Source organism: Thermostichus sp. MS-CIW-41 (assembly GCF_054058915.1).
This window is the reverse complement of the sequence record NZ_JBSSBO010000047.1, coordinates 1-22,606: the sequence shown is the minus strand read 5'-3', so window position 1 is coordinate 22,606 and position 22,606 is coordinate 1. Positions and strand designations below refer to the sequence as shown.

The 22,606-nt window shown below is 57.5% G+C and carries 22 protein-coding genes and 3 pseudogenes; 15 read left to right on the top strand and 10 right to left on the bottom strand.

All coding sequences use genetic code 11. The annotated features are described in order from the left end of the window. Nucleotides 1–93: 93 nt before the first annotated feature. The 5 genes and pseudogenes from ACVWXE_RS11935 to ACVWXE_RS11915 all read right to left on the bottom strand — a co-directional run. Nucleotides 94–306 (bottom strand): annotated as a pseudogene (locus ACVWXE_RS11935) (sigma factor); the annotation flags it as partial. Between the two features lie 298 nt (nucleotides 307–604). After that, nucleotides 605–1,278, bottom strand: a pseudogene (locus ACVWXE_RS11930) (DUF4394 domain-containing protein). 344 nt (nucleotides 1,279–1,622) lie between these two features. Beyond that, nucleotides 1,623–2,405 (bottom strand): ABC transporter permease, encoded by a 783-nt coding sequence (locus ACVWXE_RS11925; RefSeq protein WP_414349888.1) that lies wholly within the window; start codon nucleotides 2,403–2,405, stop codon nucleotides 1,623–1,625. A 17-nt stretch (nucleotides 2,406–2,422) separates the two neighbouring features. Then, the gene (locus tag ACVWXE_RS11920; protein ID WP_011432803.1) at nucleotides 2,423–3,166 is read right to left on the bottom strand and encodes a class I SAM-dependent methyltransferase; all 744 of its coding nucleotides are present in this window, start codon (nucleotides 3,164–3,166) and stop codon (nucleotides 2,423–2,425) included. 30 nt (nucleotides 3,167–3,196) lie between these two features. Next, nucleotides 3,197–3,613, bottom strand: a complete 417-nt coding sequence (locus ACVWXE_RS11915) for an FHA domain-containing protein (protein ID WP_238376925.1) — start codon at nucleotides 3,611–3,613, stop codon at nucleotides 3,197–3,199. A 502-nt stretch (nucleotides 3,614–4,115) separates the two neighbouring features. Here ACVWXE_RS11915 and ACVWXE_RS11910 point away from each other — a divergent pair. From ACVWXE_RS11910 to ACVWXE_RS11890, 5 genes are all read left to right on the top strand, one after another. Next, nucleotides 4,116–4,760, top strand: a complete 645-nt coding sequence (locus ACVWXE_RS11910) for a DUF3038 domain-containing protein (RefSeq protein ID WP_414341745.1) — start codon at nucleotides 4,116–4,118, stop codon at nucleotides 4,758–4,760. A gap of 61 nt (nucleotides 4,761–4,821) precedes the next feature. Next, on the top strand, nucleotides 4,822–5,769 hold the full coding sequence (locus ACVWXE_RS11905) for a DUF4335 domain-containing protein (protein ID WP_457490408.1): 948 nt from the start codon (nucleotides 4,822–4,824) through the stop codon (nucleotides 5,767–5,769). A gap of 398 nt (nucleotides 5,770–6,167) precedes the next feature. After that, a complete protein-coding gene (locus tag ACVWXE_RS11900; RefSeq protein ID WP_457490407.1) occupies nucleotides 6,168–7,205 on the top strand; it encodes a CobW family GTP-binding protein in 1,038 nt (345 codons plus the stop codon). A gap of 91 nt (nucleotides 7,206–7,296) precedes the next feature. After that, the gene (locus ACVWXE_RS11895; protein ID WP_414329244.1) at nucleotides 7,297–7,623 is read left to right on the top strand and encodes a hypothetical protein; all 327 of its coding nucleotides are present in this window, start codon (nucleotides 7,297–7,299) and stop codon (nucleotides 7,621–7,623) included. 2 nt (nucleotides 7,624–7,625) lie between these two features. After that, nucleotides 7,626–7,847 (top strand): hypothetical protein, encoded by a 222-nt coding sequence (locus ACVWXE_RS11890; RefSeq protein WP_011432797.1) that lies wholly within the window; start codon nucleotides 7,626–7,628, stop codon nucleotides 7,845–7,847. A gap of 45 nt (nucleotides 7,848–7,892) precedes the next feature. Here ACVWXE_RS11890 and guaA read toward each other — a convergent pair whose 3' ends face one another. After that, on the bottom strand, nucleotides 7,893–9,443 hold the full coding sequence (guaA, locus tag ACVWXE_RS11885) for a glutamine-hydrolyzing GMP synthase (RefSeq protein WP_414341763.1): 1,551 nt from the start codon (nucleotides 9,441–9,443) through the stop codon (nucleotides 7,893–7,895). Between the two features lie 420 nt (nucleotides 9,444–9,863). Between guaA and ACVWXE_RS11880 the strand changes: the two genes are divergently transcribed. The 3 genes from ACVWXE_RS11880 (at nucleotide 9,864) to ACVWXE_RS11870 (ending at nucleotide 12,128) form a co-directional block, all read left to right on the top strand. After that, nucleotides 9,864–10,868, top strand: coding sequence for a hypothetical protein (locus ACVWXE_RS11880; protein WP_457490406.1), 1,005 nt, complete (start codon nucleotides 9,864–9,866; stop codon nucleotides 10,866–10,868). After that, entirely contained in the window at nucleotides 10,865–11,647 is a 783-nt protein-coding gene (rsmG, locus tag ACVWXE_RS11875) for a 16S rRNA (guanine(527)-N(7))-methyltransferase RsmG (protein WP_457490405.1), read from the top strand. Before ACVWXE_RS11880 ends, rsmG begins: the two co-directional genes overlap by 4 nt. Nucleotides 11,648–11,843: 196 nt before the next feature. Beyond that, a complete protein-coding gene (locus ACVWXE_RS11870) occupies nucleotides 11,844–12,128 on the top strand; it encodes an RNA recognition motif domain-containing protein (protein WP_011432793.1) in 285 nt (94 codons plus the stop codon). Between the two features lie 68 nt (nucleotides 12,129–12,196). Here ACVWXE_RS11870 and ACVWXE_RS11865 read toward each other — a convergent pair whose 3' ends face one another. After that, nucleotides 12,197–13,030, bottom strand: coding sequence for a metal ABC transporter permease (locus ACVWXE_RS11865; protein WP_011432792.1), 834 nt, complete (start codon nucleotides 13,028–13,030; stop codon nucleotides 12,197–12,199). Between the two features lie 24 nt (nucleotides 13,031–13,054). Then, nucleotides 13,055–13,816, bottom strand: coding sequence for a metal ABC transporter ATP-binding protein (locus ACVWXE_RS11860; RefSeq protein WP_011432791.1), 762 nt, complete (start codon nucleotides 13,814–13,816; stop codon nucleotides 13,055–13,057). 59 nt (nucleotides 13,817–13,875) lie between these two features. Here ACVWXE_RS11860 and ACVWXE_RS11855 point away from each other — a divergent pair, with 59 nt between their 5' ends. The 6 genes from ACVWXE_RS11855 to ACVWXE_RS11830 all read left to right on the top strand — a co-directional run bounded on the left by ACVWXE_RS11855 (nucleotide 13,876) and on the right by ACVWXE_RS11830 (nucleotide 20,678). Continuing rightward, a complete protein-coding gene (locus ACVWXE_RS11855) occupies nucleotides 13,876–14,841 on the top strand; it encodes a metal ABC transporter solute-binding protein, Zn/Mn family (RefSeq protein WP_457490404.1) in 966 nt (321 codons plus the stop codon). Between the two features lie 72 nt (nucleotides 14,842–14,913). Next, nucleotides 14,914–16,719, top strand: a complete 1,806-nt coding sequence (aspS, locus tag ACVWXE_RS11850) for an aspartate--tRNA ligase (RefSeq protein WP_011432789.1) — start codon at nucleotides 14,914–14,916, stop codon at nucleotides 16,717–16,719. Nucleotides 16,720–16,925: 206 nt separating this feature from the next. Continuing rightward, nucleotides 16,926–17,543, top strand: coding sequence for an IS607 family transposase (locus tag ACVWXE_RS11845; RefSeq protein WP_457490403.1), 618 nt, complete (start codon nucleotides 16,926–16,928; stop codon nucleotides 17,541–17,543). Continuing rightward, on the top strand, nucleotides 17,431–18,663 hold the full coding sequence (locus ACVWXE_RS11840) for an RNA-guided endonuclease InsQ/TnpB family protein (RefSeq protein ID WP_457490409.1): 1,233 nt from the start codon (nucleotides 17,431–17,433) through the stop codon (nucleotides 18,661–18,663). Before ACVWXE_RS11845 ends, ACVWXE_RS11840 begins: the two co-directional genes overlap by 113 nt. 57 nt (nucleotides 18,664–18,720) lie before the next feature. Beyond that, nucleotides 18,721–19,497, top strand: a complete 777-nt coding sequence (fabI, locus tag ACVWXE_RS11835; protein ID WP_011432788.1) for an enoyl-ACP reductase FabI — start codon at nucleotides 18,721–18,723, stop codon at nucleotides 19,495–19,497. Between the two features lie 32 nt (nucleotides 19,498–19,529). After that, the gene (locus ACVWXE_RS11830) at nucleotides 19,530–20,678 is read left to right on the top strand and encodes an AI-2E family transporter (RefSeq protein WP_457490402.1); all 1,149 of its coding nucleotides are present in this window, start codon (nucleotides 19,530–19,532) and stop codon (nucleotides 20,676–20,678) included. A 153-nt stretch (nucleotides 20,679–20,831) separates the two neighbouring features. Here ACVWXE_RS11830 and ACVWXE_RS11825 read toward each other — a convergent pair whose 3' ends face one another. Further along, a complete protein-coding gene (locus ACVWXE_RS11825; protein ID WP_457490401.1) occupies nucleotides 20,832–21,728 on the bottom strand; it encodes a sulfatase-like hydrolase/transferase in 897 nt (298 codons plus the stop codon). Next, nucleotides 21,716–22,156, bottom strand: coding sequence for a hypothetical protein (locus tag ACVWXE_RS11820; RefSeq protein WP_238376922.1), 441 nt, complete (start codon nucleotides 22,154–22,156; stop codon nucleotides 21,716–21,718). Before ACVWXE_RS11820 ends, ACVWXE_RS11825 begins: the two co-directional genes overlap by 13 nt. 275 nt (nucleotides 22,157–22,431) lie before the next feature. Here ACVWXE_RS11820 and ACVWXE_RS11815 point away from each other — a divergent pair. Further along, a pseudogene (locus tag ACVWXE_RS11815) lies at nucleotides 22,432–22,606 on the top strand (RNA-guided endonuclease TnpB family protein); the annotation flags it as partial.

Below are 22,606 nucleotides of genomic sequence, written 5' to 3'. Positions count from 1 at the left end.
ACTCCGTCCCGCTAACGCGAATGGAAACAAACAGAATGCTATCGCTGCATAGTTGAACAGTGATGTTCAGCAGTGTTCAGCGTAAATGTATCAGGAACGAGCCAAGTTCAAAAAAATATCCTGGGTGAGATCTTCGGCTTCGGCAGTACTGCCCAGCATTTTGCAGGCAATTCCGTACACCAAGCCGGCGTGTCGGTCGTAGAGAATGGCCAGAGCTTGTGACCGGCCTGCTTTTAGGGCTGCAAACACCTCTGCATCGGTTTTTTCCTGCAGGGATTCCTCAGCTTTGTCGCCCTCGATCTTCATGAGCGGGAAGAGGAAACGGGATGGAAGAGAGAGAGAAACTGCAGAGGCACAAGCATCGCCCAGAGTAATCCAAGCAGGGCAGCGGCTCTCATAATTTATCGTCTGCATAGGCGAAGGTCAACCCTGACTTGTGGGGAAATAGAAGGCCCAATCCTGAGCTGGGATCGGGCCGGGTCAAGGATCAACAGCAGCAACGATCTCAAAACGATTCCAACAATTGGTTCCAAATCAATGAATCCAAAACATTGATTAATGTTGATTAACCTTGATTTAGATAGGCAAATGGGAATCGGCTTTCCTAGAGGGCGGCCAAGCCAAAGAACGGCCCACCTGGCAGGGTGCCCAGGGATGTGGCACGACCGGTGTTGAGGTCAATTCGATACAAGGTGGAGCCGCCGATGGCAAAGCCGGTATCCACCCCATCAGCAGTACGGATGTCAAACCCGCCCACAGGGCCGAAGTTCACCCCCAGGGGGCCAATGGGCACCTGAACCCCATCGTTGGGGGGATTCTGCAACACCAGCAGGTTCCGTTGCCCGTCGATGTTCAGCAGCCGCGTGGATTGGGCACCCGCCACATTGTTGGTGTAGGCGGCGGCGGTGATGGCCGGCTGGGATCCCTGTAGTTCCATTGGGCCAAAGGCCAAAGGTCTATCTTGGATCACTTCGCCCGTATCCACATTGATGCGGAAGTTCTGGCCATTGGCTCCCACCAAGCGCAGCCGATCCGGAACAGGGTTGAAATCCATGTGCTGGCCACGGTAGCGACACCGGTCTGCAAGTTGATGGTGTAAAGGATGCTGGTGTCGGTCAGCCCGTAAAGCAGCCGGTTGGCAGGGCGCACATCGATACCAATGAGGTTGCCATTCACTCCTGTTACCGTCAGGGATCCCTGCACAAAGGCATCGGCAGAGCGGATAAAGGTGAGGCGATTGCCGCTGCTCAAAGCCACCAAATCCGCTTGGGAAGGCATCATCGAAGACGAAGTGCTGCTGCCACAGCCCAAGAGAGCAAAACTGCCGGCTATCACAGATGCTGCTACAAAGCTTGTGTGTTTGTGCATTGAACAGGCTCCTCAAAAGATCGACAAACCATCAAAACCACTGACAGACAAGCCCCCCTAAACCACAGAGCCTGTGGCTGCAAAGCGCTGCAGTGAAAACTTTTTTGCCCTCAACCCAGAGAACTCTGCGATTCCCTCTGCCTTGTACTGAAGGCAGTTGTTCTCCGCGATGTCAGCGCGTGGGGCGCGTCTGTAGAAATTACTCAACTCCTGGAAACTCGGATGCGTGGGATCCAAGCTTTTTGGCCCAGACTTTAACTGGAAGCGCTGGTGTAAAAGCGCAGGGCAAAGCGCCAGAAGAGATGGGATCCCCACAACAGCCCTGCCGCCAGCAGAGCGGATCCCAGCAGCCACGGCCATTGGGCTCGCCCCAGCAGGGTCTCCGCCGGGATGGTGGTCAGGAAAGCCACCGGCACGACGAAGGTGAAAAACACGCGGTAGGCCACCGGATAGGCCACTATCGGAAATCGTCCTGCCTCTACTAGGCCCCGCAGCACCTCGGTGACGTTGTAGATTTTGACAAACCAAATGCTGGTGGCTCCCAACATAAACCAGAGGCTGTAGAGGATGATCAGCCCCAGCAGCAGAGGCAGCAGCCCCAGAGCATAGGCCCAAGCAGGCAAATGGAGCTGGATCCCGGCGTAGAGAATCAGCAACAGGCCAAAGCCGATATCCACCAGGCCCCAGGGGGAAAACACCCTGGCCGACAGCCAAAACTGGCTGCTTATTGGCTTTAGCAAAACAAAATCCAAGGTGCCTTCCTGCACCTGCTGCACAATGCGATTGAGGTTGACGTTAAAGAGACTGGCCGACACCCCCTGCAGAATGGTGAACACCCCCAACACGATGAGGGCTTCCGGCCAACTCCAACCGCCCAGCCGGTGCCCCTGCTGGTAAAACAACGACAGCCCAAACAGAGCGGATCCCAAGCCACCCAGACTGCTGAGGCTGGCAAAGAAAAAATTGGCACGGTACTCCATTTCTGCCGCGATTGAGGTGCTCCAAAACAGCCACAATATCCGCAAATAGCGCAGCACCTTGGTTTTCTCCAATCTCAGCTTTTATCCCACTTGCGGTAACAGCGGGCGGTAATGAAATAGGGGTGAAACACCTCCAAAAAACAGCTTTGCAGCACCTGAAAGAATTGCTCTACCTTTTGCGGGTCGTCCAGGTGAAAAGGAAACTCGCCGTTAAACCCCTTGAAAAAGTACCAGTTGATCAAAAGCTTACCTGACGGCTTGAGCCAGTCGTAAAACTGCCGCAACTGCGCTGCCGGATCCGCCAGATGTTCCACCACATCGAAGCAGATGACGGTGTCAAAAAAGATCTCTTCTGGGAAGTTTTCTGGACAGTGGATGCGCTCGGTTAAGCCCAGCTTTTCCGCCCGCCATTGCACAAACTGCCGATGGATGGGGTTGATATCCCAGAAGATCACCTGATCCACCGCTGCGCAGAGGGCCGCCCCGATAGCATGGGTGCCGATGCCGCCGCCAAAATCCAACACCAACCCGCGGGCATGATCCGCCACCAGGCGTAAGGTATCGCCGATGTAGTCGGTGCTGCTCAGGTGCCAAGCCGCCAAATCCAGCAGATAGGCGGATCTCACCTGATCCCGATAAAACGCATCTGCCCGATCCCAGCCAAAGTCTCGCCGGCCCAACTCCGCCAATTGCTGCTGCCCTGCCCGCAGTTTCTCCCGCAGATCGGCAGCCCCAAGGCCCAGGAAGGATCCCAGATGGGCTTCTAGGTCAAAGGCATTTTGCCAGTAGCCGCTCAGAGCAGGTGGGATGGGGGGCACAGGAGGATTCAGAAGACTGGTTGGGTTGGCTTAGGCAACAGTGAAATCCTCTTCCTCTGGCTGAGCCAGGTTTTCCGGGTTCGGCTCCGTGTCTTTATTAAAATCAAAGGTGGATGGGGATGTAGAGCTAGCAGCATCCAGAGGCTGCAATAACTTGGCTAGGGTTTCCGGGCTGAGTCGATCCGTTGTCTCCACAATTGCTGTTACGTTCGGCCCAAACCTTATCTTATCTAGGAGCTGAAGGCGATGGGACAAAACCCGTTTTCCGTTGACGAATAGGCCATTGGTGCTGGGCCTGGATCCCGGACTGCCATCGAATACCATGTAGCTGTACTGCAGGGATCCCTGTGCAGTTGGCCCTGAACCTGGGATGCGGATGAGGGAAGCGTGTTTCCGAGAGACGCAGGGATCGTAAAGGCGAATATGATTGTCTTTAGACCGTCCCACTGAGTAATAGATACTATCCAGAACAACCCCCCTCTGCCCCAATCGATCCCTGAAGATCAAGACCCAGTGAACAGGGACAGGCTGAGTACTGCAGCGAGCAGAAGAGGCCATGATGAATCAAGCTGCACCTAGAGTCGCTGGTGTCAACAAAAGGGAAACTCAATAAAGGTGGGTAGTCACTTAGCTCTTAAAGGCCAAAGCAGCAGCTGCTTTCCCCATTATAAGTAGCCATCCCCCTGAGTCCAAAAGCCCAAGTTCAGCTAGGAGTAGGGGTGTTGCCGAAACAGAAACCGGCCCAGAAAACCCATTCTTATTGGTCTAAGATGCATCCAGAGTTACCCCGTTTTGGGGAAGAACCCTGAGAGCTCAACTCTCGGCAGGCTGGCGAGCAGTCTAGCATGCCCAAAGTCTTTTAGACTAGAGCGCAGGGAGGTAGGTTGCAGGTTTGGCTTGGACAGGAGATCATAGAGTTTCGTCGAAACCCAAAGCTCCCATTGACAGCGTGACGGTGGAACACAAGCACATTCAGTTAGACAGTCGGCCCGTTGGCCTGAACACAGCCACCGGTACCATCAAAGCCCAGTTGGACTTGCTACTGCTGGGGTTGGAGTCCCTGAGCGGAGAAAGTTCCGAAGCGGTTCTGGCCGCAGCCAAAGCCCTCAACTTGGAAGAGCAGATTGGCGACCGGGTGACCCTCTGGCGACTGCGCAATGCTAACCCCTTGCGCCGCAGCAGCGGTGGGCGCAAAAAGGTCGATATCGAAGAGGCCCGCGCCCTGGTGATGGTGATTGCCTATCTGGCTGCTCAGCAACAAGCCCGTATCCGCAGCACCTTGGAGCAACTGGAAGCCGCTGTCGATCAAGAGCTCAGCCCCTTCCGTCAGCCGCTGGTGGGAGATTACTTGGATGAATTCCTCTCTCACTACCGCAGCCGCATGGTGGATGGGGACGTGCGCGATGAGAATAGCCTCACCGAGCTGGCCCTGCGCATCTTGATTGAGCTGATGTTCTACAGTAGCCCGAAAGGCGCTCAGCGCCTGTGGAAAGCCTTGCTCAGCCGTCCTGAGATGGATTTGCCTGCCGGCAGCGATCTGGAAGAAGAGGGGGTAGCCCACAGCTCCGGCCCCGATACCTCACCCTCTTCTTGAGGCAGTTTTGTCAATTATCGCCTCTGTAGCCCTCTACCCGTGTTGTTTGCCCGCAGTTGCCATGCCCAGCCTCACCCTGATTAGCCACACCTATCAACAACCCACTTCTACGCTGACTGTACGGGGAGAAGCCCCCGCCCATTCCAATTCTTCGGACACCGCTTCAACGCTGCCGCCGCAAGCTATCCAGCACAGCTTCGAGTGTCAGTTGGAAATCCGCCAGGGGGAAACGGTCAAAACCTTACACGGAGATAACCTTTGGCTCAACGATTTGATCACCGTAATCGACCGCTACGTGGGATCCCACTTGAGTGGGGAACCCAAGGGAACCTTCAGCGGTACCGTGGCCATCCGTCCGCTTGATTTTATTTTTCATCGTCTCACGGTGCGCCAAGGGGAAGATCGCATCGCGCAGGTGGATTTGTCGATGACGCAGTTGTACGACCTGCTGGAGAACCTCTCCCAGGTGGCGGATGACATTCCCCAACTGGCCAATCTGGGAACTCCGGTGACGCGGGCTTGGTATCGACAGCCCACCGGGATCGCGGCCCTGCTGGTGGGAGGGATCGCAGTTGTGGCCGGTGTTGGGATCTGGGCCAGTCGCCCCCCTAGGGATCCCACAGGTTCCCCTTCCCCGCAAGAGCAGCTCACCACCCCTGCCTTGACGGGTCAATCGCAGCCTTTGGCCACATCCCTCCAAGAATCTGACCCAACAGCGGGAAGAGAGGCAGCAGGTGCAGATCTCCTTTCTCGTCTGCGAGACATTCTGGCGGAGCAGTGGCAGTCTCCCCCCGATTTGCCGGAGAGCTTGGTCTACCGGGTAACGGTGGATAGGACGGGATCCCCCCTGGCCGCCGAGCCGGAGAATGAGCTTGCCCGAGAGCGCCGAGCCGAAACCCCATTTGCCGACCTGCCCGATCTGACACCGGATCCCTTGCCGGCAGGCGCCCAACAGTTCCGCGTCAGCCTAGAGCCGGGCAACCAGGTGGAAGTAACCCAGGACAGGTAGGCATCTTGACAGGCCAAGCTGGGGTGGGTCAGCACTATAGTCTACCTAGGGATGTTATCGATAGTCACTTCAGGTTAGGGTGAGACCCGTGGGCCACTGAGAACAGCTCTCTGGCCCCCTGCGTTCAACGTTTTAGGTGTTGGGTGCATTGTCCCAGTTTGAATCGAAATAACCCTACTTTCAGGGCCGGGGGATTAGAGGAAGCGATCTGACCCTGGAGGATTAAGCCGGAAAGAGAGAGACCATCCAGTTCAGACAGCCAAGGCTGCCGCCAATGCCGAGGCGCAAAGGCTCTACTGATCGCATCTGAAGGGTTTAATCGGCTTCAGACAGCTAGGGCAATGAGGACAAGAGGATAAAGTGGAAGAGTTCCCTCTATATCGGATCGCTGCCACTCTATGACCGTAACCATCGAAGTGCCCAAGCGAGGCTTACCTGTCACCATCATCACGGGCTTTTTGGGCAGTGGGAAAACCACCCTTCTCAACCACATCCTCAACAACCAAAAAGGGATGCGCACAGCGGTGCTGGTCAACGAATTCGGCGAGATCAGCATTGATGCGCAATTGATTGTCTCCAGCGAAGAAGATTTGGTCGAGCTGAACAACGGCTGCATCTGCTGCACCATCCGGGACGACATCGCCGAGAGCGTGTTGCGGTTGATGGAACGTTCCGACAAGATCGACTACCTGGTGGTGGAGACCACGGGATTGGCGGATCCCTTGCCGGTGGCCCTCACCTTTTTGGGGCCAGAATTGCGAGATCTGACGCGGCTAGACTCGATTATCACCCTGGTAGATGCCACCAACTTTGCCCCCGATCTGTTCAACAGCAACGTGGCCTACAGCCAAATTGCCTATGGGGATGTGATTCTCCTCAACAAAATCGATTTGGTCGAGGAAGCCGAGATCGAGCGTCTGGAAAAACGCATCCGCGAGATCAAAGAAGATGCCCGCATTTTGCGCACCGTCAACAGCGCAGTTCCCCTGGAGCTAATCTTGGATACCGATTTGTTTCAGGCCAGTTCCTTGCCCCAAGAAGAAGCCCATGATCACGACAGTCACGACCACCATGACCATGAGCACGATCATGACCGCCACCACTCCCATCACAGCCACATCGAGGCTGACGGCTTTAACTCCCTAGCCTTTGAGAGCGATCAGCCCTTCTCTTTGGATGCTTTCCAAAATTTTCTCAACGAGTTGCCCGATGCAGTCTTTCGTGCCAAAGGGGTGTTGTGGTTCGAGGAAAGCCCAGAGCGACATATCTTTCACCTCAGCGGTCGGCGCTATACCCTCAGCAGCGATGAGTGGCCTCGCCAGCCCAAAAACCAGTTGGTGCTCATCGGTCAGCGCCTCGATACAGCCCAGCTGCGGAAAAAACTCCAAGCCTGTCTTGCCCGCCCGGCCACGTGGGGTCAAGGGTTTGGTCGCTGAATCAGGACTTGGCGGCAGTCCAGGCTAAAGAAAGTCGGGCTACATTCCAGCACCCTCGATCATAAACCCCTGAGGTGATGGCGCACCCTCCATGTCCGACATCTTCGTGATGATCCGCAACCAGGCCAACAACGCGCTCACCTCCATCGATGGGATCCCTTTTCTCAGTTTCCTGGAGCGAGAGGGGCAGTTGATTGCAGAAGAAACCATTGAGTTGATCTATGCAGACGCTGGATTTGATGACCTGCCGATTGGAGAATACACTGTGGGGGTACGGCATGAACGGGTGGAACCCCCGAAAGCCACCTGCCCGGTCAGTATTACCTCTGAGGACGAGGTTGTTTTGGTAACATTTGTTTACCTTGAGCCCGAGCGGGTTCTGCTGACTATTCACGTCTCTGTGGAGAAGAGGTTGTAGCCATGACTGTCAAGGTCATCCCATCGCGCTCGATCAAAGCCTTTCGCTATCGGGTGTTTTGTTTGGGACAGGATCTCTGGAATGCCCGGGATCCGATTAGCCGTGCCAACCTTGCTCTACAACTGGCGGATGCCGCTACGACTTTGGCCCGAATGGAAGTCCAAGCCGCTCAGCCCTTCAGCTCAAGCCCTTCCTATTCCCTGCCGGAAGCTGGCCATAGGTAGCCATCGATCCAGCCGGGAATCGAGGCCAGACGCAAGGGATCCCGCCTACTCCCACTCGATGGTGCCAGGGGGCTTGGAGGTGATGTCGTAAACCACGCGGTTGATGCCGGGCACCTCGTTGACGATGCGGTTGGAAATGGTGGCCAAGAGATCGTAGGGAACCCGCGCCCAATCGGCGGTCATACCGTCTTCGCTGGTAACCAGTCGCACCACCACCGGGCAGGCATAGGTGCGCTTGTCCCCCATCACCCCCACCGACCGCACTTCCGGCAGCAGCACGGCAAAGGCTTGCCAAAGTTTGGGATAGTAGCCGGAGCGGTTGATCTCCTGCCGCACGATCATGTCCGCTTCTCGCAGGGTTTCCAGCCGTTCTTTGGTGACTTCGCCCACAATGCGGATGGCCAGCCCCGGCCCGGGAAAAGGATGGCGGCCAACAATTTCTTCCGGCAGCCCCAAAGAGCGGGCCAGTTGCCGCACCTCGTCTTTGAAGAGCTTGCGCAAAGGCTCCACCAGCTTAAAGCGCAGATTTTCGGGCAAGCCGCCGACATTGTGATGGCTTTTGATCTTGACGGCAATGCGTTCTCCAGTAACCGGATCCACATGGGTATTGGCAGACTCGATCACGTCTGGGTAGAGAGTGCCTTGGGCTAAGTACTCAAAAGGACCCAGCCGCTGGGATTCTTCCTCAAACACGCGAATAAACTCTGCCCCAATTCGTTTGCGTTTTTCTTCGGGATCGGTAACCCCCTGCAACTGCCGGAGAAACCGCTCCTGGCCATCCACGTAGTGGACGGGAATGTGAAATTGCTCTTGGAAAAGGCGCAGCAGCCGCTGGGGCTCTTCCTTGCGCATAAACCCTTGGTCGATGAACACGCAGGTGAGCTGGTCGCCGATGGCCTTGTGCAGCAGAAAAGCCAAAGTAGAGCTGTCTACCCCCCCCGAGAGGGCCAACAGCACCTTCTTATTGCCCACACGGGCACGTACCTCTCGAATGGCTTCCTCCAGAAAAGCTGCCGTTGTCCAGGTGGGCTCGCAACCGCAGATGTGATAGACAAAGTTGCGGATGAGAAAGGCGCCAGCCTCTGAGTGGGCCACCTCCGGATGAAATTGCACCCCGTAGAGACGACGCCTTGGATCGGCAATGGCGGCACAGGGGGTGTTGTCGGTAGAGGCCAAGGTGTGAAAGCCCGGCGGCAGTTCGGTAACCGAATCCCCGTGGCTCATCCACATGATGCTGTTTTCCGGCAGGTTGGTGAGCAGGTCGGTGGGATCCAAAATGTGCAGAGCGGCACGGCCATATTCCCCCTTCTGGGCTGCCTCCACCTTGCCCCCCAACTGCTGCACCATGAGTTGCATGCCGTAGCACACCCCCAGAACCGGGATCCCTAGGTTCCAAATCTCGGGGTCACACACCGGAGCGGCTGGCTCATACACCGAGTTGGGGCCCCCGGAGAGGATAATGCCCTGCGGTTGCAGTTGCCGCAGTTGCTCAGCAGAGGTGCGATAGGAAAGGATTTCCGAATAGACGTGGGTTTCGCGAATGCGGCGGGCAATGAGCTCAGAGTACTGGGATCCAAAATCGAGAATGACGATCATCTGGCGCTGCACTTCGAGGGGGGAAAGGCCGGAACTGGGAGGAGATGCAGAAGGGATCACAAAACCTGGCACAGTGCACAATAAAAAAGCCGGTCCAAGAGACTAGCTTGGCTATGGATACGATGGATACGAAAGAAACATTAAGGGCTCTTCCATGGTAACAGGGGTGGAGAGCTTGCACGCGGCTGCCTGCTCTAAAAAGCCTCTGTCAGGCTTGCCGAGAAAACAGCGCTTCTCGGAGGAGTCTCGCCGAAAAACCGCCTGATGAGCCCCTGAAAAAGCTGGCCACCGGCTGGGCATGACTCCCGCCAACAACGCAATACAGAAGCCAGATGACCTAGCAAAGTTAAGACTTATGATCGTGAAGGAGCGCTCCAGGCCGGTGGGGGTATTGGTAGGGATCCGCAGTGCCATTTTTTTATGTCGATTGTTGCCGAGTCCTTTCAAACCTATCTGCGCCGCCGCCGTCGTCTTCTAGCCCGCCGTCTCAAGCGACAGCAGGGCTGGGTCGTGGTTTTGGCTCTGCTGGCTTTGTACTTGCTCAGTTGGGATGCGCTGGGCGAAGATGGGTCACTATCGCACCTGTGGAGGGGACAACCCCTGTGGCTGGTGTTGATCCCGCTGTTGGGGGGAGGGCTGTACAGCTTGGGCGCCGGGGTGATCTGGATGCTGCGCCAGCGCTGGTCTGCCCAGCTGTTGGCCGAGATGATCAGCTTGCCCCATTTGACTTTGGCTGCCCTGATCTGGCTGGGGTTAGCCGTTTGGGGAGAGCACCTTTCGCCTTTCCTGTTGCGACAAAAAAACCAATTGTTGGCGGGCCTGTTGATCAGTTGGCTGTTGGCCCAGGGATGGAGTTTTTTCCAGACAGGTTGGGTAGTAGAGGCTGGGCAACTGTGGGCCGACTATCTGCAGGAGCTGCGCGGTTCTGTATTACAGCCCTGCTACCAGCGCCTGGAAACCTGTCGTCTTTCGCTCCATCTTTACCACGCCATTTGGCAAGACCTGCAACTGGAAGAACTGGAGGCCCAGCACCTGATTCAACTGTTGTCTGAGTCGTTGCTGCCGCTGACCCTGCCGCTCAAGGTCTATGCTCAGCGGGTTCACCATTGCTGTCAGCAGTTGGCAGCCCTGCTGGCGCAAATGCAGGAGCGGGTAGAGCGGTTGGAGCAGGTGCTTTTGAATGTAGAGCTGGAGTTGGCCTCTCATCAGTTGCTTCAGGCTCAGCCGCAGCCGATTAACTTGCTGGCGGAAGATTGGGCCAGCTGTCAGGAGCTGGATTTGCAGGAGTTGGTTTGCTTAAACCAAGAGCTGCTGGGCACCGACCGTTCTTTGCAGGGCTTGACCCAAGAGCTGAAAGGCTGGGCCGACAGAGCCATCCCCGCTGGATTGAAACTGGGATCGCCATGGCTGGGATCCCTGGGATGAAGAAGGCTGACGCTCCTTCCTCTGAGCCTCCACAGCTCAAGACGCTGTGGGAAAGCTGGCTGGCGGAGCTGGGTTGGCAGCCTTCTGAACAGCAGCAGCAACAACTGCAACAGCTCTATCCGCTGGTGATGGCCGGAAACCGAACCCAGAACCTGACCCGCATCACCGATCCCATCGACTTTTGGGAGAAACACCTGTGGGATTCGCTGCGGGGCCTACGCCTGCTGGGATCCTGGGAGGCAATCCAAGCTCAGCCCTGGCGGGGGATCGACATCGGCACCGGGGCAGGGTTTCCAGGGATCCCGGCCCAAATTGCCCTGCCCCAAACCCGCTTTACCCTGCTGGACAGCACCCAACGCAAGATTGCCTTTGTACAGGACACCTTGCAAAGGCTCTCCCTCACCCAAGCGCGGGCAGTGGCTCAGCGGGCCGAAATTTGGGGGCAAGACCCGCAGGAACGGGGCAGCTATGATATTGCTCTGGCCAGGGCCCTGGCCTCGGCGGAGACCTGCGCCGAGTATTGCCTGCCTCTGCTCAAGGTGGGGGGACGCGCCATCCTCTATCGCGGCCATTGGACCGAGGCAGAAGCCCAAACTTTGGAGCAGGCCCTTGAGCTCCTGGGCGGAAAACTGATCCATGTAGAAGCCTTCACCACACCCCGCAGCCGTGGGGTGCGCCACTGCCTACTGCTGGAGAAAGTAGCCCCCACGCCGCCTCCTTATCCCCGCTCTCCCGGCACTCCCAAACGCCAACCGTTGGGCCAAAGCAATCGCCCATGAAGGTTAGGATCCTGAGTTTCCATCTTGCTACAAAAGCTTCTCCCAATTCTCGGACAAAAAGCTGCAAGGATAGCTTTGCAAATGCCATTGGGAAGACTAAGATGTGGTTGGCATGAGGTTCGGATTGAGCGAATGGTTTAACCAGGTGAGCCTCCGAACTGAACGCTAAAGGGTAAGGTTCGGAGTTTGCTACACCATGACCATTTTTGTGGGTAATTTGTCCTTCAAGGCCAGCGAAGAAGACCTGCGACTTGTGTTCGCCGAATACGGCACCGTTAAGCAAATTAAGCTGCCGGTGGATCGGGAGACTGGCCGTAAGCGAGGTTTTGCCTTTGTGGAACTGGAAAACGAAGCCGATGAGCAAAAGGCCATCGACGAGCTGGACGGTGCTACTTGGATGGGCCGGGATCTGAGGGTCAACAAGGCGTTGCCTCGGCAGACCAGCGCAGGCGGTCGGGATGGCCGCTCTTCCCGCTTTTGAGTTAACATGCATCTACCCTTTCTCAGATGAGGTTTGAGCCAGGGATCCCGACCTGCGATCCCTGGTTTCTAGCGCGTTCCTGAGAACACTCTGCCCAGAAAGGCCAGGCTAAACCAGGCGGAGGCCACCAGGACGATGGCCGGGCCGGAGGCCACATTGAGGTAGTAGCTGGCGTACATCCCCAGCAGGCTGGCGCTCACCCCAAATAGGGATCCCAGCAGCATCACCTGGTGCAATCGAGGCACCACCAGATAGGCGGTTGCCGCTGGCGTGATCAGCATGGCCAACACCAAGAGCACGCCCACTGCCTTCATGCTGGCCACCAACGTCAGGGAGGTGAGCACCATCAGCCCCCACCCCAGCCGCTCGGTGGGCAGGCCGGCTGCTTTGGCCCCCAAGGGATCGAAGCTGTAAAAGGTCAATTCCTTGAAGAAGAGGGCCACTAACCCCAACACCAAAAGGGTGATGCCCACCACTGTCAGCACATCGACAGCATTCACCCCCAGGAGGTTGCCGAAGAGGAAGTGGTTGAGATCGATGCGAGCCCGCCGTTGGATCAAAGTGATCAACAGGATCCCCAAGGCAAAAAAGGCCGAAAAGACGATCCCCATGGCTGCATCCGGCTTGAGGGGGCTGGCGGAGCGGATCCATTGAATTAAGAGGGCGCTGAGGAGACCGGCCACGAAGGCTCCCACAAACAGGTTAAGGCCCAGCATGTAGGCAATGGCCAGGCCCGGCAGCAGCGAATGGCTGATGGCATCCCCCAGCAGGGCCAAGCTTTGCACCAGCAGATAGCTGCCCACCACGGCACAGAGAATGCCGACGGCCACCGCCACCAGCAGAGCCCGTTGCATGAAGGCAAAACTCAAGGGATCCGCCAGGCTGTGCCAGAGCCATTCCATAACGTTGTTGACCTCAAACTCTCCCTAGGCAGCTGAGTCCAGCAGCAGGGCTCGGCCATAGGCCCGCTGCAACACCGCTGGCTGCAACACCTCCCGCGGGGATCCCTGGGCAATTAAGACACGGTTGAGGAGGAGCACTTCGTCGAAGTAGGCCCGGGCCTGCCCCAAATCGTGGTGCACCACCATCACGATGTGGCCGGCATCTGCCAGCTCCCGCAACACCTGGAACAAAATAGCTTCGCTGGGCTGGTCGATCCCGGCAAAGGGTTCGTCAAGGGCGTAGATCTCCGCTTCTTGCGCCAAGGCCCGCGCCAGGAACACCCGCTGCTGTTGTCCCCCCGACAGCTTTCCAATGGGGCGATCCCGGTAGGCCCCCATCCCCACCCGCTCCAGGGCTTGAGCAGCCCGCTGCTGCCCCTTTTTCCCGATGCGGCGAAACCAGCCAGCAGCTCTCACCTGCCCCATCAACACCACATCCCACACCGTGGCGGGAAACGACCAGTCGATGGCCGAGCGCTGGGGTACATAGGCCACTTGCTCTCCCCACAGCGCTTGCCCACCGTAGCGCACTTCCCCCCGTTCCAGCGGCACCAACCCCAACAGCCCCTTGAGAAAGGTGCTTTTGCCGGCCCCGTTGGGCCCGAGGATGCCCGTGACGCGGCCCGGCGCGATTTCAGCTTGGATCCCTTGCAGCACCTGCAGGCTGCCGTAACGCACCGTCAGATCCCGCACCACCAGGGATCCCCTGGCCGGACCAAGAGGGAGAGGAGGAAGTTGCTTTTTCATTTTGTTTTCATTTTCGGTAAGTCCAGTGTACCCTAAAGGGACATCTAAACCATGAAACGATGATCAAAAGTCTTGTCTTCCTTTGGGGGCGGCGCCGTTGGGTAGCGGCCTTCGGCTTGGCAATAGGACTCTGTCTCGCTGACGGGAACGGCAGTTTTCTGGCCTTGGCCGGTTCGGGATGGGCGCGTCCCCGCGTTGTGGCTACCACTACGTTGATCGCCGATTGGGTAGAGCAGGTGGGCCAAGATCGCATCCAGCTCACCAGCCTGCTGCAGCCGGGAATGGATCCCCATGTCTACGAGCCAACGCCGGCGGATGGGGTGGCCCTAGAGCAGGCAGACTTGGTGTTCTGGAATGGCTACAACCTGGAGCCGGGGTTGATGCGTCTCATCGAAGCCACGGCCCAAGGAGCGCGGCGGGTTGCCTTGGCTGAGATCCTCGATCCCATCGTCACCAATGAGGAGGATGGGATCCCCACTCCCGACCCCCATGTGTGGGGCAATGTGGAAAACGTCATCCGCATGGTGGAGCGCATTGCCCAAGAGCTAGCGGAACAGGTGCCTGGCGAGGCGACCTTCTTCCAAACCAATGCTGCTGCCTATCGAGCAGAGCTGGAGGAGCTTCATGCCTGGATTGGGGAGCAAATTCAGACCATCCCCCCTCCCAACCGAGTTCTGGTGACCACCCACGATGCTTTTGCCTACTACACCCAAGCCTACGGTCTAAAAATGGGGGGATCCCTTCTGGGGATCAGCACCGAAGAACAGCCCAGCGCCCAGACAGTGGCCCGCTTAGTGGAGGAGATCCGCGCTCTGCGGGTGCCGGCTATCTTTGCTGAGACCACCCTCAACCCGGCCCTGATCCAAACGGTGGCCGCTGAAGCGGGAGTCAAGGTAGCGGAACAGGAGCTGTACTCCGATTCTTTGGGGGAAGCAGGCAGCGGTGCTGAAACCTACATCGCCATGATGCGCCACAACACCTGCACGATTGTGGTAGCCCTGGGCGGATCCCCTGAATGCTCTTGAGAAGCTGAGTCGAGGCAGGAGGTCTGAGTTTTGTATGATAGGGGCTCAGACCCTTGTTCTCTCACCTCTTCCATGCCTGCTGCCATCCATCGCCCGGCCCGCACCCTCTACTGTGGCGAAGTCCGCCCGGCCCACATTGGCCAGACCGTCACCCTCTACGGCTGGATCGACCGCCGCCGCGACCACGGGGGGGTGATCTTTCTGGATTTGCGGGATCGCTCTGGCATTGTGCAACTGGTGGCGGATCCGCAGAAAACTCCGCAGTCATATCCACTGGCGGGGGAAGTGCGCAACGAATATGTGGTGCGGGTAACGGGAACTGTCCAGCAACGGCCCCCCGACTCCTTCAACCCTCGCCTGGCCACCGGCGAGGTCGAGATCTACGCCGAACAGTTGGAAGTGCTCAGTCCAGTCGGCAAGCAGCTCCCCTTCAGCGTCTCGGGAGAAGAAGCAGAGGAAGTGCGAGAAGAGATCCGCCTGCGCTATCGGTACCTGGATTTGCGGCGGGAGCGCATGTCCCGTAACCTGCAACTGCGCCACCGGGTCATCCAGGCCATCCGCCGTTTCCTAGAAGACGAGGAGGGCTTTGTCGAGGTGGAGACTCCCATTCTCACCCGCTCCACCCCAGAAGGGGCCAGAGACTACCTGGTGCCCAGCCGTGTCAACCCCGGCGAGTGGTTTGCCCTGCCGCAGTCGCCCCAGCTCTTTAAGCAGCTGCTGATGGTGGCTGGCGTGGATCGCTACTACCAGATCGCCCGCTGCTTTCGGGATGAGGATCTGCGGGCGGATCGGCAGCCGGAGTTCACCCAGTTGGACATGGAGATGAGCTTCATGGATCAAGAAGGGATCCTGGAGCTCAACGAGCGACTGATCTGCCATATCTTCAAAACTGTCAAAGGGATCCACCTGCCCCGTCCCTTCCCGCGCCTGACCTATGCCGAGGCCATGGCCCGCTACGGCTCCGACAAGCCTGACACCCGCTTTGGGATGGAGTTGGTGGATGTTTCGGAGGTGTTTCAGGGATCCCGATTCAAAGTCTTCGCCAAAGTGCTGGCTGAGGGCGGTTTGATCAAAATCCTGCCAGTGCCCGGCGGCGATGAAAAGATCTCCAACACCCGCATCAAACCAGGCGGGGATCTGTTCAAGCTGGTCACCCAGTATGGGGCGGGCGGCTTGGCCTTTATCCGGGTGCGGCCCGACAGCCTCGATACCATCGGCGCCCTGAAAGAGAGCTTGAGCCCCGAGCAGGAGAAGCGGTTGCTGGATCTCACCCAGGCCAAGCCAGGGGATCTGTTGCTGTTTGGGGCAGGGCCGGCGGCAGTGGTGAACGAGTCTTTGGGCCGGCTGCGGCTGCACCTGGGCCAGGAGCTGGGTTTGATCCCAGAGAACGCCTTGAATCTCCTCTGGATCACCGACTTTCCCATGTTTGAGTTCAACGCCGAAGAAAATCGCCTGGAAGCCCTGCACCACCCCTTTACCGCCCCCCACCCCGACGACTTGGCCGACCTGAAAACGGCGCGGGCCCAGGCTTATGACCTGGTGTGGAACGGCGTGGAAGTAGGAGGGGGATCCCTGCGGATTTACCAGCGGGAAATTCAGGAGCAGGTTTTTCAAGCGATTGGCCTCACCCCCGAACAGGCGCGGGACAAGTTTGGCTTTTTGTTGGAAGCCTTTGAGTATGGCACCCCGCCCCACGGCGGCATTGCCTACGGCCTGGATCGGCTGGTGATGTTGCTGGCCGGGGAAGATTCCATCCGGGATGTCATCGCCTTTCCCAAAACCCAGCAGGCGCGATGTTTGCTCACCGGCGCTCCTTCCAGCGTTGAGGCGAAGCAGCTCAAGGAACTGCACGTTGCTTCCACCTATCAGCCCGGTTGAGGGAGGTATCTTCCAACGACCACGGGTGCTCGATGATTTCGGCACGGGTAACAGGGCTGCGGAGATCCAGCAGACAATATTCCTTTTCAACCAAAAGGACTTTCATTGTGGAAGCCGGGCCTTTTTAACGGGAGCATGACTCTAGTCAATGATACGCTGGACTATACTGAAAATAATGTACAGTATGTTCAGTATGGCTGCTTGGTATGGCTAGGTATGTAAAACCGAGAGAGGCGGCGGATTATTTTGGGGTGTGTCTCCACACTTTGAGGCGATGGGAACAGAAGGGCTGGATCCATGCAACACGTACACCATCCGGTAGGGCGAGAAGGTATGACCTCGACAGCTACATTGGCCTCCGGCCCGCTGACGCGAACAAAACGCCAAGAAAAGTCAAACGAGTCGTTGTGTACGCCCGAGTCAGCAGTCGAGGGCAGAAACCAGACTTGGAAAGACAGGTTGCAAGACCGGTTAACCTCTATCCTGGAGCCGAAGTGGTCGGAGAGGTTGGCGGCGGTCTCAACTTCAAAAGACCAAAGTTCCTTGCCTTATTGGAACGAGTTCGTGCGGGAGATGTCGGAACAATTGTGGTCGCTCACCAGGATCGACTCTGCCGGTTTGGATTTGAGTTCGTTGAGTGGTACTGCCGTCAATACGGGTGCGAAATCTTGGTTCTCGATGACGATCACCTTTCTCCCCAACAGGAACTGGTTGAGGATATCCTCACCATCCTGCACTGCTTCAGCAGTCGGCTCTACGGACTCAGAAAATACCGGGCTGCAATCGAGAAAGATACGGATTTATCCGGAGCCAGCGCTGGCTAAGGTTTGGAAGCATTGGCAAGCGGCGTGCCGGTACTGCTACAACCAAGCGATTGCCTATCAACGCCAGCATGGTGCTCCAAGAACGGCCAGAAAGCTGCGGGACATCATCCTGCGCTCCGACCTGCCCCAGTGGGTAAAGGACGCCCCTTGCCACATCAAGCAGAACGCGGTCGTCGAGGCGTGGCTGGCGTTTCGCCGAAGCAAAGACGCGAGGTTTCGCAGTGTGCGAGACAGGTCGCATACGCTGCAATTCAACGCCGGCAACTTTCGCAATGGGACGTGGTATCCGAAACTCACCCGAGGTTTGGCGTTTCGTGCATCCGAGGAGATGCCCAGAGAATGGGCACGTGGAACTGAGCTAATGCGGGTGAAAGACAGATGGTACGCCATCTTTCCTGAGCCTGTAAACGAGCAGTGTTCGTTAGCAAGGGGGGTGGTTGCGCTTGACCCTGGAGTAAGGAGCTTCTTAACAGGGTTTGATGGGGTGGCTTTTGTAGATATTGCCAAGGGGGACTTCGGCAGAATCGCTCGGCTGTGCTACCACCTAGACGATCTGCAGTCCAGGCTGAGCAAAGCACCGAGACCCAAGCGTAGGCGAATGCGGCAAGCGGCGTTTCGTCTGCGGGAGAGAATCAGGAACTTGGTGGACGAGTGCCATCGCAAGGTAGCGGCGTTCCTAACGGATAACTACCGATTGATACTTCTCCCCACTTTCGAGTCAGCCAAGATGGTTGCCAAGGCGGGGAGGAAGTTTGGTAGCAAGACGGCAAGGGCGATGCTCACCTGGGCGCACTATCGGTTCAAGCAGTTCCTGAAGTTTCAAGCCAAGAAGAAAAACGTGGTTGTCGTGGAAGTATCGGAAGCGTACACCAGCAAAACCTGTACCAAGTGTGGGCACATCCACACTAAATTAGGTGGCGCAAAAGTGTTCACATGCCCCAAGTGCAACCATAGGCTACCACGAGATTGGCAAGGCGCTCTGGGTGTTATGCTCAGAGCTTTGCGGGATACCGCCTTTCTGTTTGGACTCCGTCCGAGTAGCGCGGTCGCGTCAGCGTCGCGTAGTGACAACGGAAACGGACAGAATGCTATCGCTTCACAGCTGAGCAGTAATGCTTAGCAGTGTTCAGCGTAAATGTATCAGGATAGAAAGGAATACACCCCTACTTTTTTTGCCATGCTACAGCTGACGGGAAAGAAAGCCTTGGTAACCGGCATTGCCAACGAGCGCTCCATTGCCTGGGGCATTGCTCAGCAACTGCACAAAGCGGGGGCCAGCCTAGGGGTTACCTATCTGCCGGACGAGCGGGATCGCTTCAAAACCAAAGTTCAGCAACTCACGGATCCCTTGCAGCCAGATTTTCTCCTCCCCTGCGACGTGCAAAGCGATCAGCAAATCAGCGATCTGTTTCAGGGGGTAACCGAAAAATGGGGTCAGGTCGATATTCTGGTTCACTGCCTGGCCTATGTCAAAAAAGAGGAGCTGAGCGGCAACTTCAGCGATATCTCGCGGGAGGGGTTTGCCCTGGCCATGGATGTGAGCACCTACTCCCTGATTGCCCTCTGCCGGGCTGCCAAGCCCCTACTGAGATCCGGCAGCAGTGTCCTCACCTTGACCTACTTGGGAGGAGTGCGAGTGGTGCCCAACTACAACATGGCTGCCGTCACCAAAGCGGGCCTGGAAACCTGTGTCCGCTACCTGGCTGCCGAGCTGGGCCCTGCCGGGATCCGGGTGAACGCCATTTCTGCCGGCCCAATCCGCACCTTGGCCTCATCGGCCATTTCCGATTTTCATGCCATGCTGCATGCTGTGGAGGAGAAAGCTCCCCTACGGCGCAATGTCACTCAAATAGAGGTGGGCAATGTGGCGGCTTTTCTGGCCAGCGACCTGGCCAGCGGCATTACCGGCCAGGTGATCTACGTGGATAGTGGGTATAGCATCCTGGGTTTTTAAGCGCTTTGGGATCCCTTGGGGATGGCTCCGGCATGAATCGCTTCTCACCCTTGCAGCGGTTGCTGCTCACCTGGATCTTGATCGTCATCAGCGGCTGGCTGGCCATACAGGTGGGTCGGCTGTTTGGGCATTTGCTCACCACCATCCTGACAGCGGCGGTGCTGGCCTTTTTGCTCAACTACCCGGTGCAGGTGCTGCGGCGCTATCGGGTCAGTCGAGGTTTGGCGGTCACCCTGGTCTTTGCTCTCTCGGTGGTGCTGCTGGTCTTGGTGGGGATCGCCGTGGTGCCGGTCTTGGCCAAGCAAGTGGTGCAGCTGGGGGCGCGGATCCCAGAGTGGGTGGACACCTTACAAAATTGGCTCGACCAGATTAGCCTTTGGGCCGCCGAGCGCAACATCAACCTTGGCCAGACGGAGCTGGTCAATACCCTTCTCAACCGCCTGCAGGCCAGCGCCGAGAAAATTGCCGGCCAATCCCTGGATCTCCTTCTGGGTACGTTCAACCAGGTGATCGACTTGGTGCTGGTGCTGGTGTTGGCCCTCTACATGCTGCTCTACGGGGGCCAGTTCTGGCAGGGGTTGCTCAGCCTCTTCCCCAAACCTTGGGGGCCGCACATTGGCGAAGCCCTAGCCCTCAGCTTTCAGAACTTCCTCATCAGCCAGTTGGTGTTGGGGTTCATCATGGCCCTGATGCTGGTGCCGGTTTTTGGGTTTTTGCGGGTACCTTTTGGGCTTTTGTTTGGCCTGCTGATCGGCTTGCTGGAGGTCATCCCCTTGGTGGGGGGGGTGATTGGCATTGGGGCGGCGGCGGTGTTGCTGGCCTTTCAGGACATTTGGCTCAGCCTTAAAGTGGTGCTGGTTTCCCTGATCGTGCAGCAGGTGAAGGATCGGGTCATCGCCCCCCGCCTGATGGGAGAGCTGATCGGGCTAAATCCAGTGTGGATCTTGATTGCCCTGTTGGTGGGGGCGCAACTGGGGGGCATCCTGGGCGTGATCGTCGCCATTCCCCTCAGCAGTGTGGTGAAAAGCCTTTACGAGATCGCCCGCTCTGCCGACCTGGCCGCCGAAGATGGGTTGGGTTCCGGTGTAAAAGGATCCCCGCAAGGGCTCCGTCCGAGTAGCGCCAACGGCGAACCCCGCCGGGATCCTACCCTGCCCAAGCCGGAGACCCAGCAGATCTAGCTGCTCCAAAAGGGAAGAGGCTCTGCCCATGCGATTCAGGCGATCGCGTTAACCGGCAGGCAAACAGAGGCTCAATCCTGGTAAGCCCAGTTGCTGGGCTATCGATGGCCACCCTTGTCCTCAGGGAGAGGGGCTGGGGGTGAGGGCCTCATCCTAGCGAATCTTGCCCTCGATAAAAGGCACCTCCAGCACTTTTTCGTGGTGGATAGGGCCGTGGCCGAAGTAGTCTCCCTCCCCAAACAGTTCGCCGTGATCGGCTGTAACCGTGATGTAGGTGTTTTTGGGAACCAGGTCGAACAGCTGTTCAAAGATCCCATCCAGGTAGCGCACCGCCTGGATCTGTCGCTGCCGTAGCTCTTCCAACTGGGCCGAATCGAAAAAGGGGATCCCGTCCTCTTCTCCTTCATCCAGCCGCTTCAACACCCCATTCACCCCCGAGATGCGGGGCCACAAGCTGGGATCCTCATCGGGCAGCGCGTAGGGATAGTGAGTTTCGCCCACGTTTAACAGGTAAAAGCTGGGGCGATCCGGCTCGAAGCGCAACTGTTCCACCATGGCCGCCATATCGTTGTGCTGGGGCATGAGGCGGTAGGAATCGAAATCCCGATTCAGCAGCGTGCTGGGGTTGAGCACCGGCATGGAGACCATGGCGTGGGTGGTGTAGCCCAGTTGATGCTTCAGCAGCGTCGGCAAATAGAGATGAGGCAGCAGATGCTTGAACTCAATGGGTTGCCGGGTGCCGAGCCGCTCGTTGTAGCGCAGATAATCTTGCTTGTAGTGCTCGGACGCAAAAACGTGGATGGGGCTGGTGTGGGGCAGCAGGCCCATGAGCAGGTTGTAATGGGCAGGGGCCGTCCAGGAAGCGTAGCTCCAGCGCTTTTCCAGAGGGCCCAACTTCAGCAAGTGCTTGGGGTTGGCCGCCAGCAGGCTGTCGAAGCGGCAACTGTCTAGGACGATGAGCAGATAGTTGTTCTGTCCCCGCGGTTCAGGGCGGGGGTCGGGCTCAGACGCAGGAGCGGCAGACGATTTCCACCAGTTTAGGAATCCCATCCTTCCTCCTCCTCGTCGGCGTAGGGCCGCTGGACAATCCGCCAGTTGGGAGCTGCTGCCGCATCGTCGTCCTCAGGAGCGGGATCGCGAATGCGTTCCGGCGGGATATTGGAATAGGAATAGCGGCCTGCTTGGGGATCCGGCTCGTACTCCGGCAGATCTTGGGGCAAATAGTGGTCGGGGGGAATCAGCTGGGCTTCCAAAAAGCGAACTCGGTCGCTCAACTGAGTTAACTTACGGATTGCCTGTCGCTGGAACACCCGGTCGTGCAATCGCCAGGAGCCTACATACAAAAATCCCAGCCCCATCCCTGCCCCATAAGAGGCCAATAGCACCAACGATAGAGGAAGCGGGGATCCCGATTGCCCACCCACCACAACCCTTGCCGGGGATCCCCAGTTTTGGATGAGGAGAACGAGCAGGCTCAAGATCCACAAGCCCAGGAGTATGAAGCGAAGGTTTCTGATCGCGTTAGCGGGACGAAATTCTTGCATGGCCTCAACCCTACCCTTTATTAGGCTACCATTCTTCCCTTTCTCCACTGGCCTGGCAGCAAAGACGCTGGAAGCTCAAGCGGAGTTGTTCTCAACAGCCATTAGCCCTCTCCCTAAGGCGCGCTTCAGCTTACTAGCGCAGGAGCCCCGCACTGTACCCGTAGGGTCACTGCCAGGAGGAATGCGCTTTGATGAAGTACAATGAACTTATGAGCCAAGTCCTGACCATATCCTGCAAGCTCAAGGTGTCCCCGTCGCAAGCCGCCAAATTGGACGCGACGATGGATGTCTTTGTACAGGCATTGAACTGGGTCAACCAAAACACACCAGAAAAAGTAGTCAACGCAGTCAAACTCCAATCCCTTTGCTACTACGAGATTCGAG

Coding starts and splice junctions, on each gene's coding strand:
- ACVWXE_RS11870 (WP_011432793.1), top strand. CDS start 11,844: ATGACCATTTTTGTGGGTAATTTGTCCTTCAAGGCCAGCGAAGAAGAC.
- ACVWXE_RS11845 (WP_457490403.1), top strand. CDS start 16,926: ATGGCTAGGTATGTAAAACCGAGAGAGGCGGCGGATTATTTTGGGGTG.
- aspS (WP_011432789.1), top strand. CDS start 14,914: ATGCCTGCTGCCATCCATCGCCCGGCCCGCACCCTCTACTGTGGCGAA.
- ACVWXE_RS11865 (WP_011432792.1), bottom strand. CDS start 13,030: ATGGAATGGCTCTGGCACAGCCTGGCGGATCCCTTGAGTTTTGCCTTC.
- ACVWXE_RS11880 (WP_457490406.1), top strand. CDS start 9,864: ATGTCGATTGTTGCCGAGTCCTTTCAAACCTATCTGCGCCGCCGCCGT.
- ACVWXE_RS11900 (WP_457490407.1), top strand. CDS start 6,168: ATGACCGTAACCATCGAAGTGCCCAAGCGAGGCTTACCTGTCACCATC.
- ACVWXE_RS11860 (WP_011432791.1), bottom strand. CDS start 13,816: ATGAAAAAGCAACTTCCTCCTCTCCCTCTTGGTCCGGCCAGGGGATCC.
- guaA (WP_414341763.1), bottom strand. CDS start 9,443: ATGATCGTCATTCTCGATTTTGGATCCCAGTACTCTGAGCTCATTGCC.
- ACVWXE_RS11825 (WP_457490401.1), bottom strand. CDS start 21,728: ATGGGATTCCTAAACTGGTGGAAATCGTCTGCCGCTCCTGCGTCTGAG.
- fabI (WP_011432788.1), top strand. CDS start 18,721: ATGCTACAGCTGACGGGAAAGAAAGCCTTGGTAACCGGCATTGCCAAC.
- ACVWXE_RS11895 (WP_414329244.1), top strand. CDS start 7,297: ATGTCCGACATCTTCGTGATGATCCGCAACCAGGCCAACAACGCGCTC.
- ACVWXE_RS11830 (WP_457490402.1), top strand. CDS start 19,530: ATGAATCGCTTCTCACCCTTGCAGCGGTTGCTGCTCACCTGGATCTTG.
- ACVWXE_RS11855 (WP_457490404.1), top strand. CDS start 13,876: ATGATCAAAAGTCTTGTCTTCCTTTGGGGGCGGCGCCGTTGGGTAGCG.
- ACVWXE_RS11890 (WP_011432797.1), top strand. CDS start 7,626: ATGACTGTCAAGGTCATCCCATCGCGCTCGATCAAAGCCTTTCGCTAT.
- rsmG (WP_457490405.1), top strand. CDS start 10,865: ATGAAGAAGGCTGACGCTCCTTCCTCTGAGCCTCCACAGCTCAAGACG.
- ACVWXE_RS11905 (WP_457490408.1), top strand. CDS start 4,822: ATGCCCAGCCTCACCCTGATTAGCCACACCTATCAACAACCCACTTCT.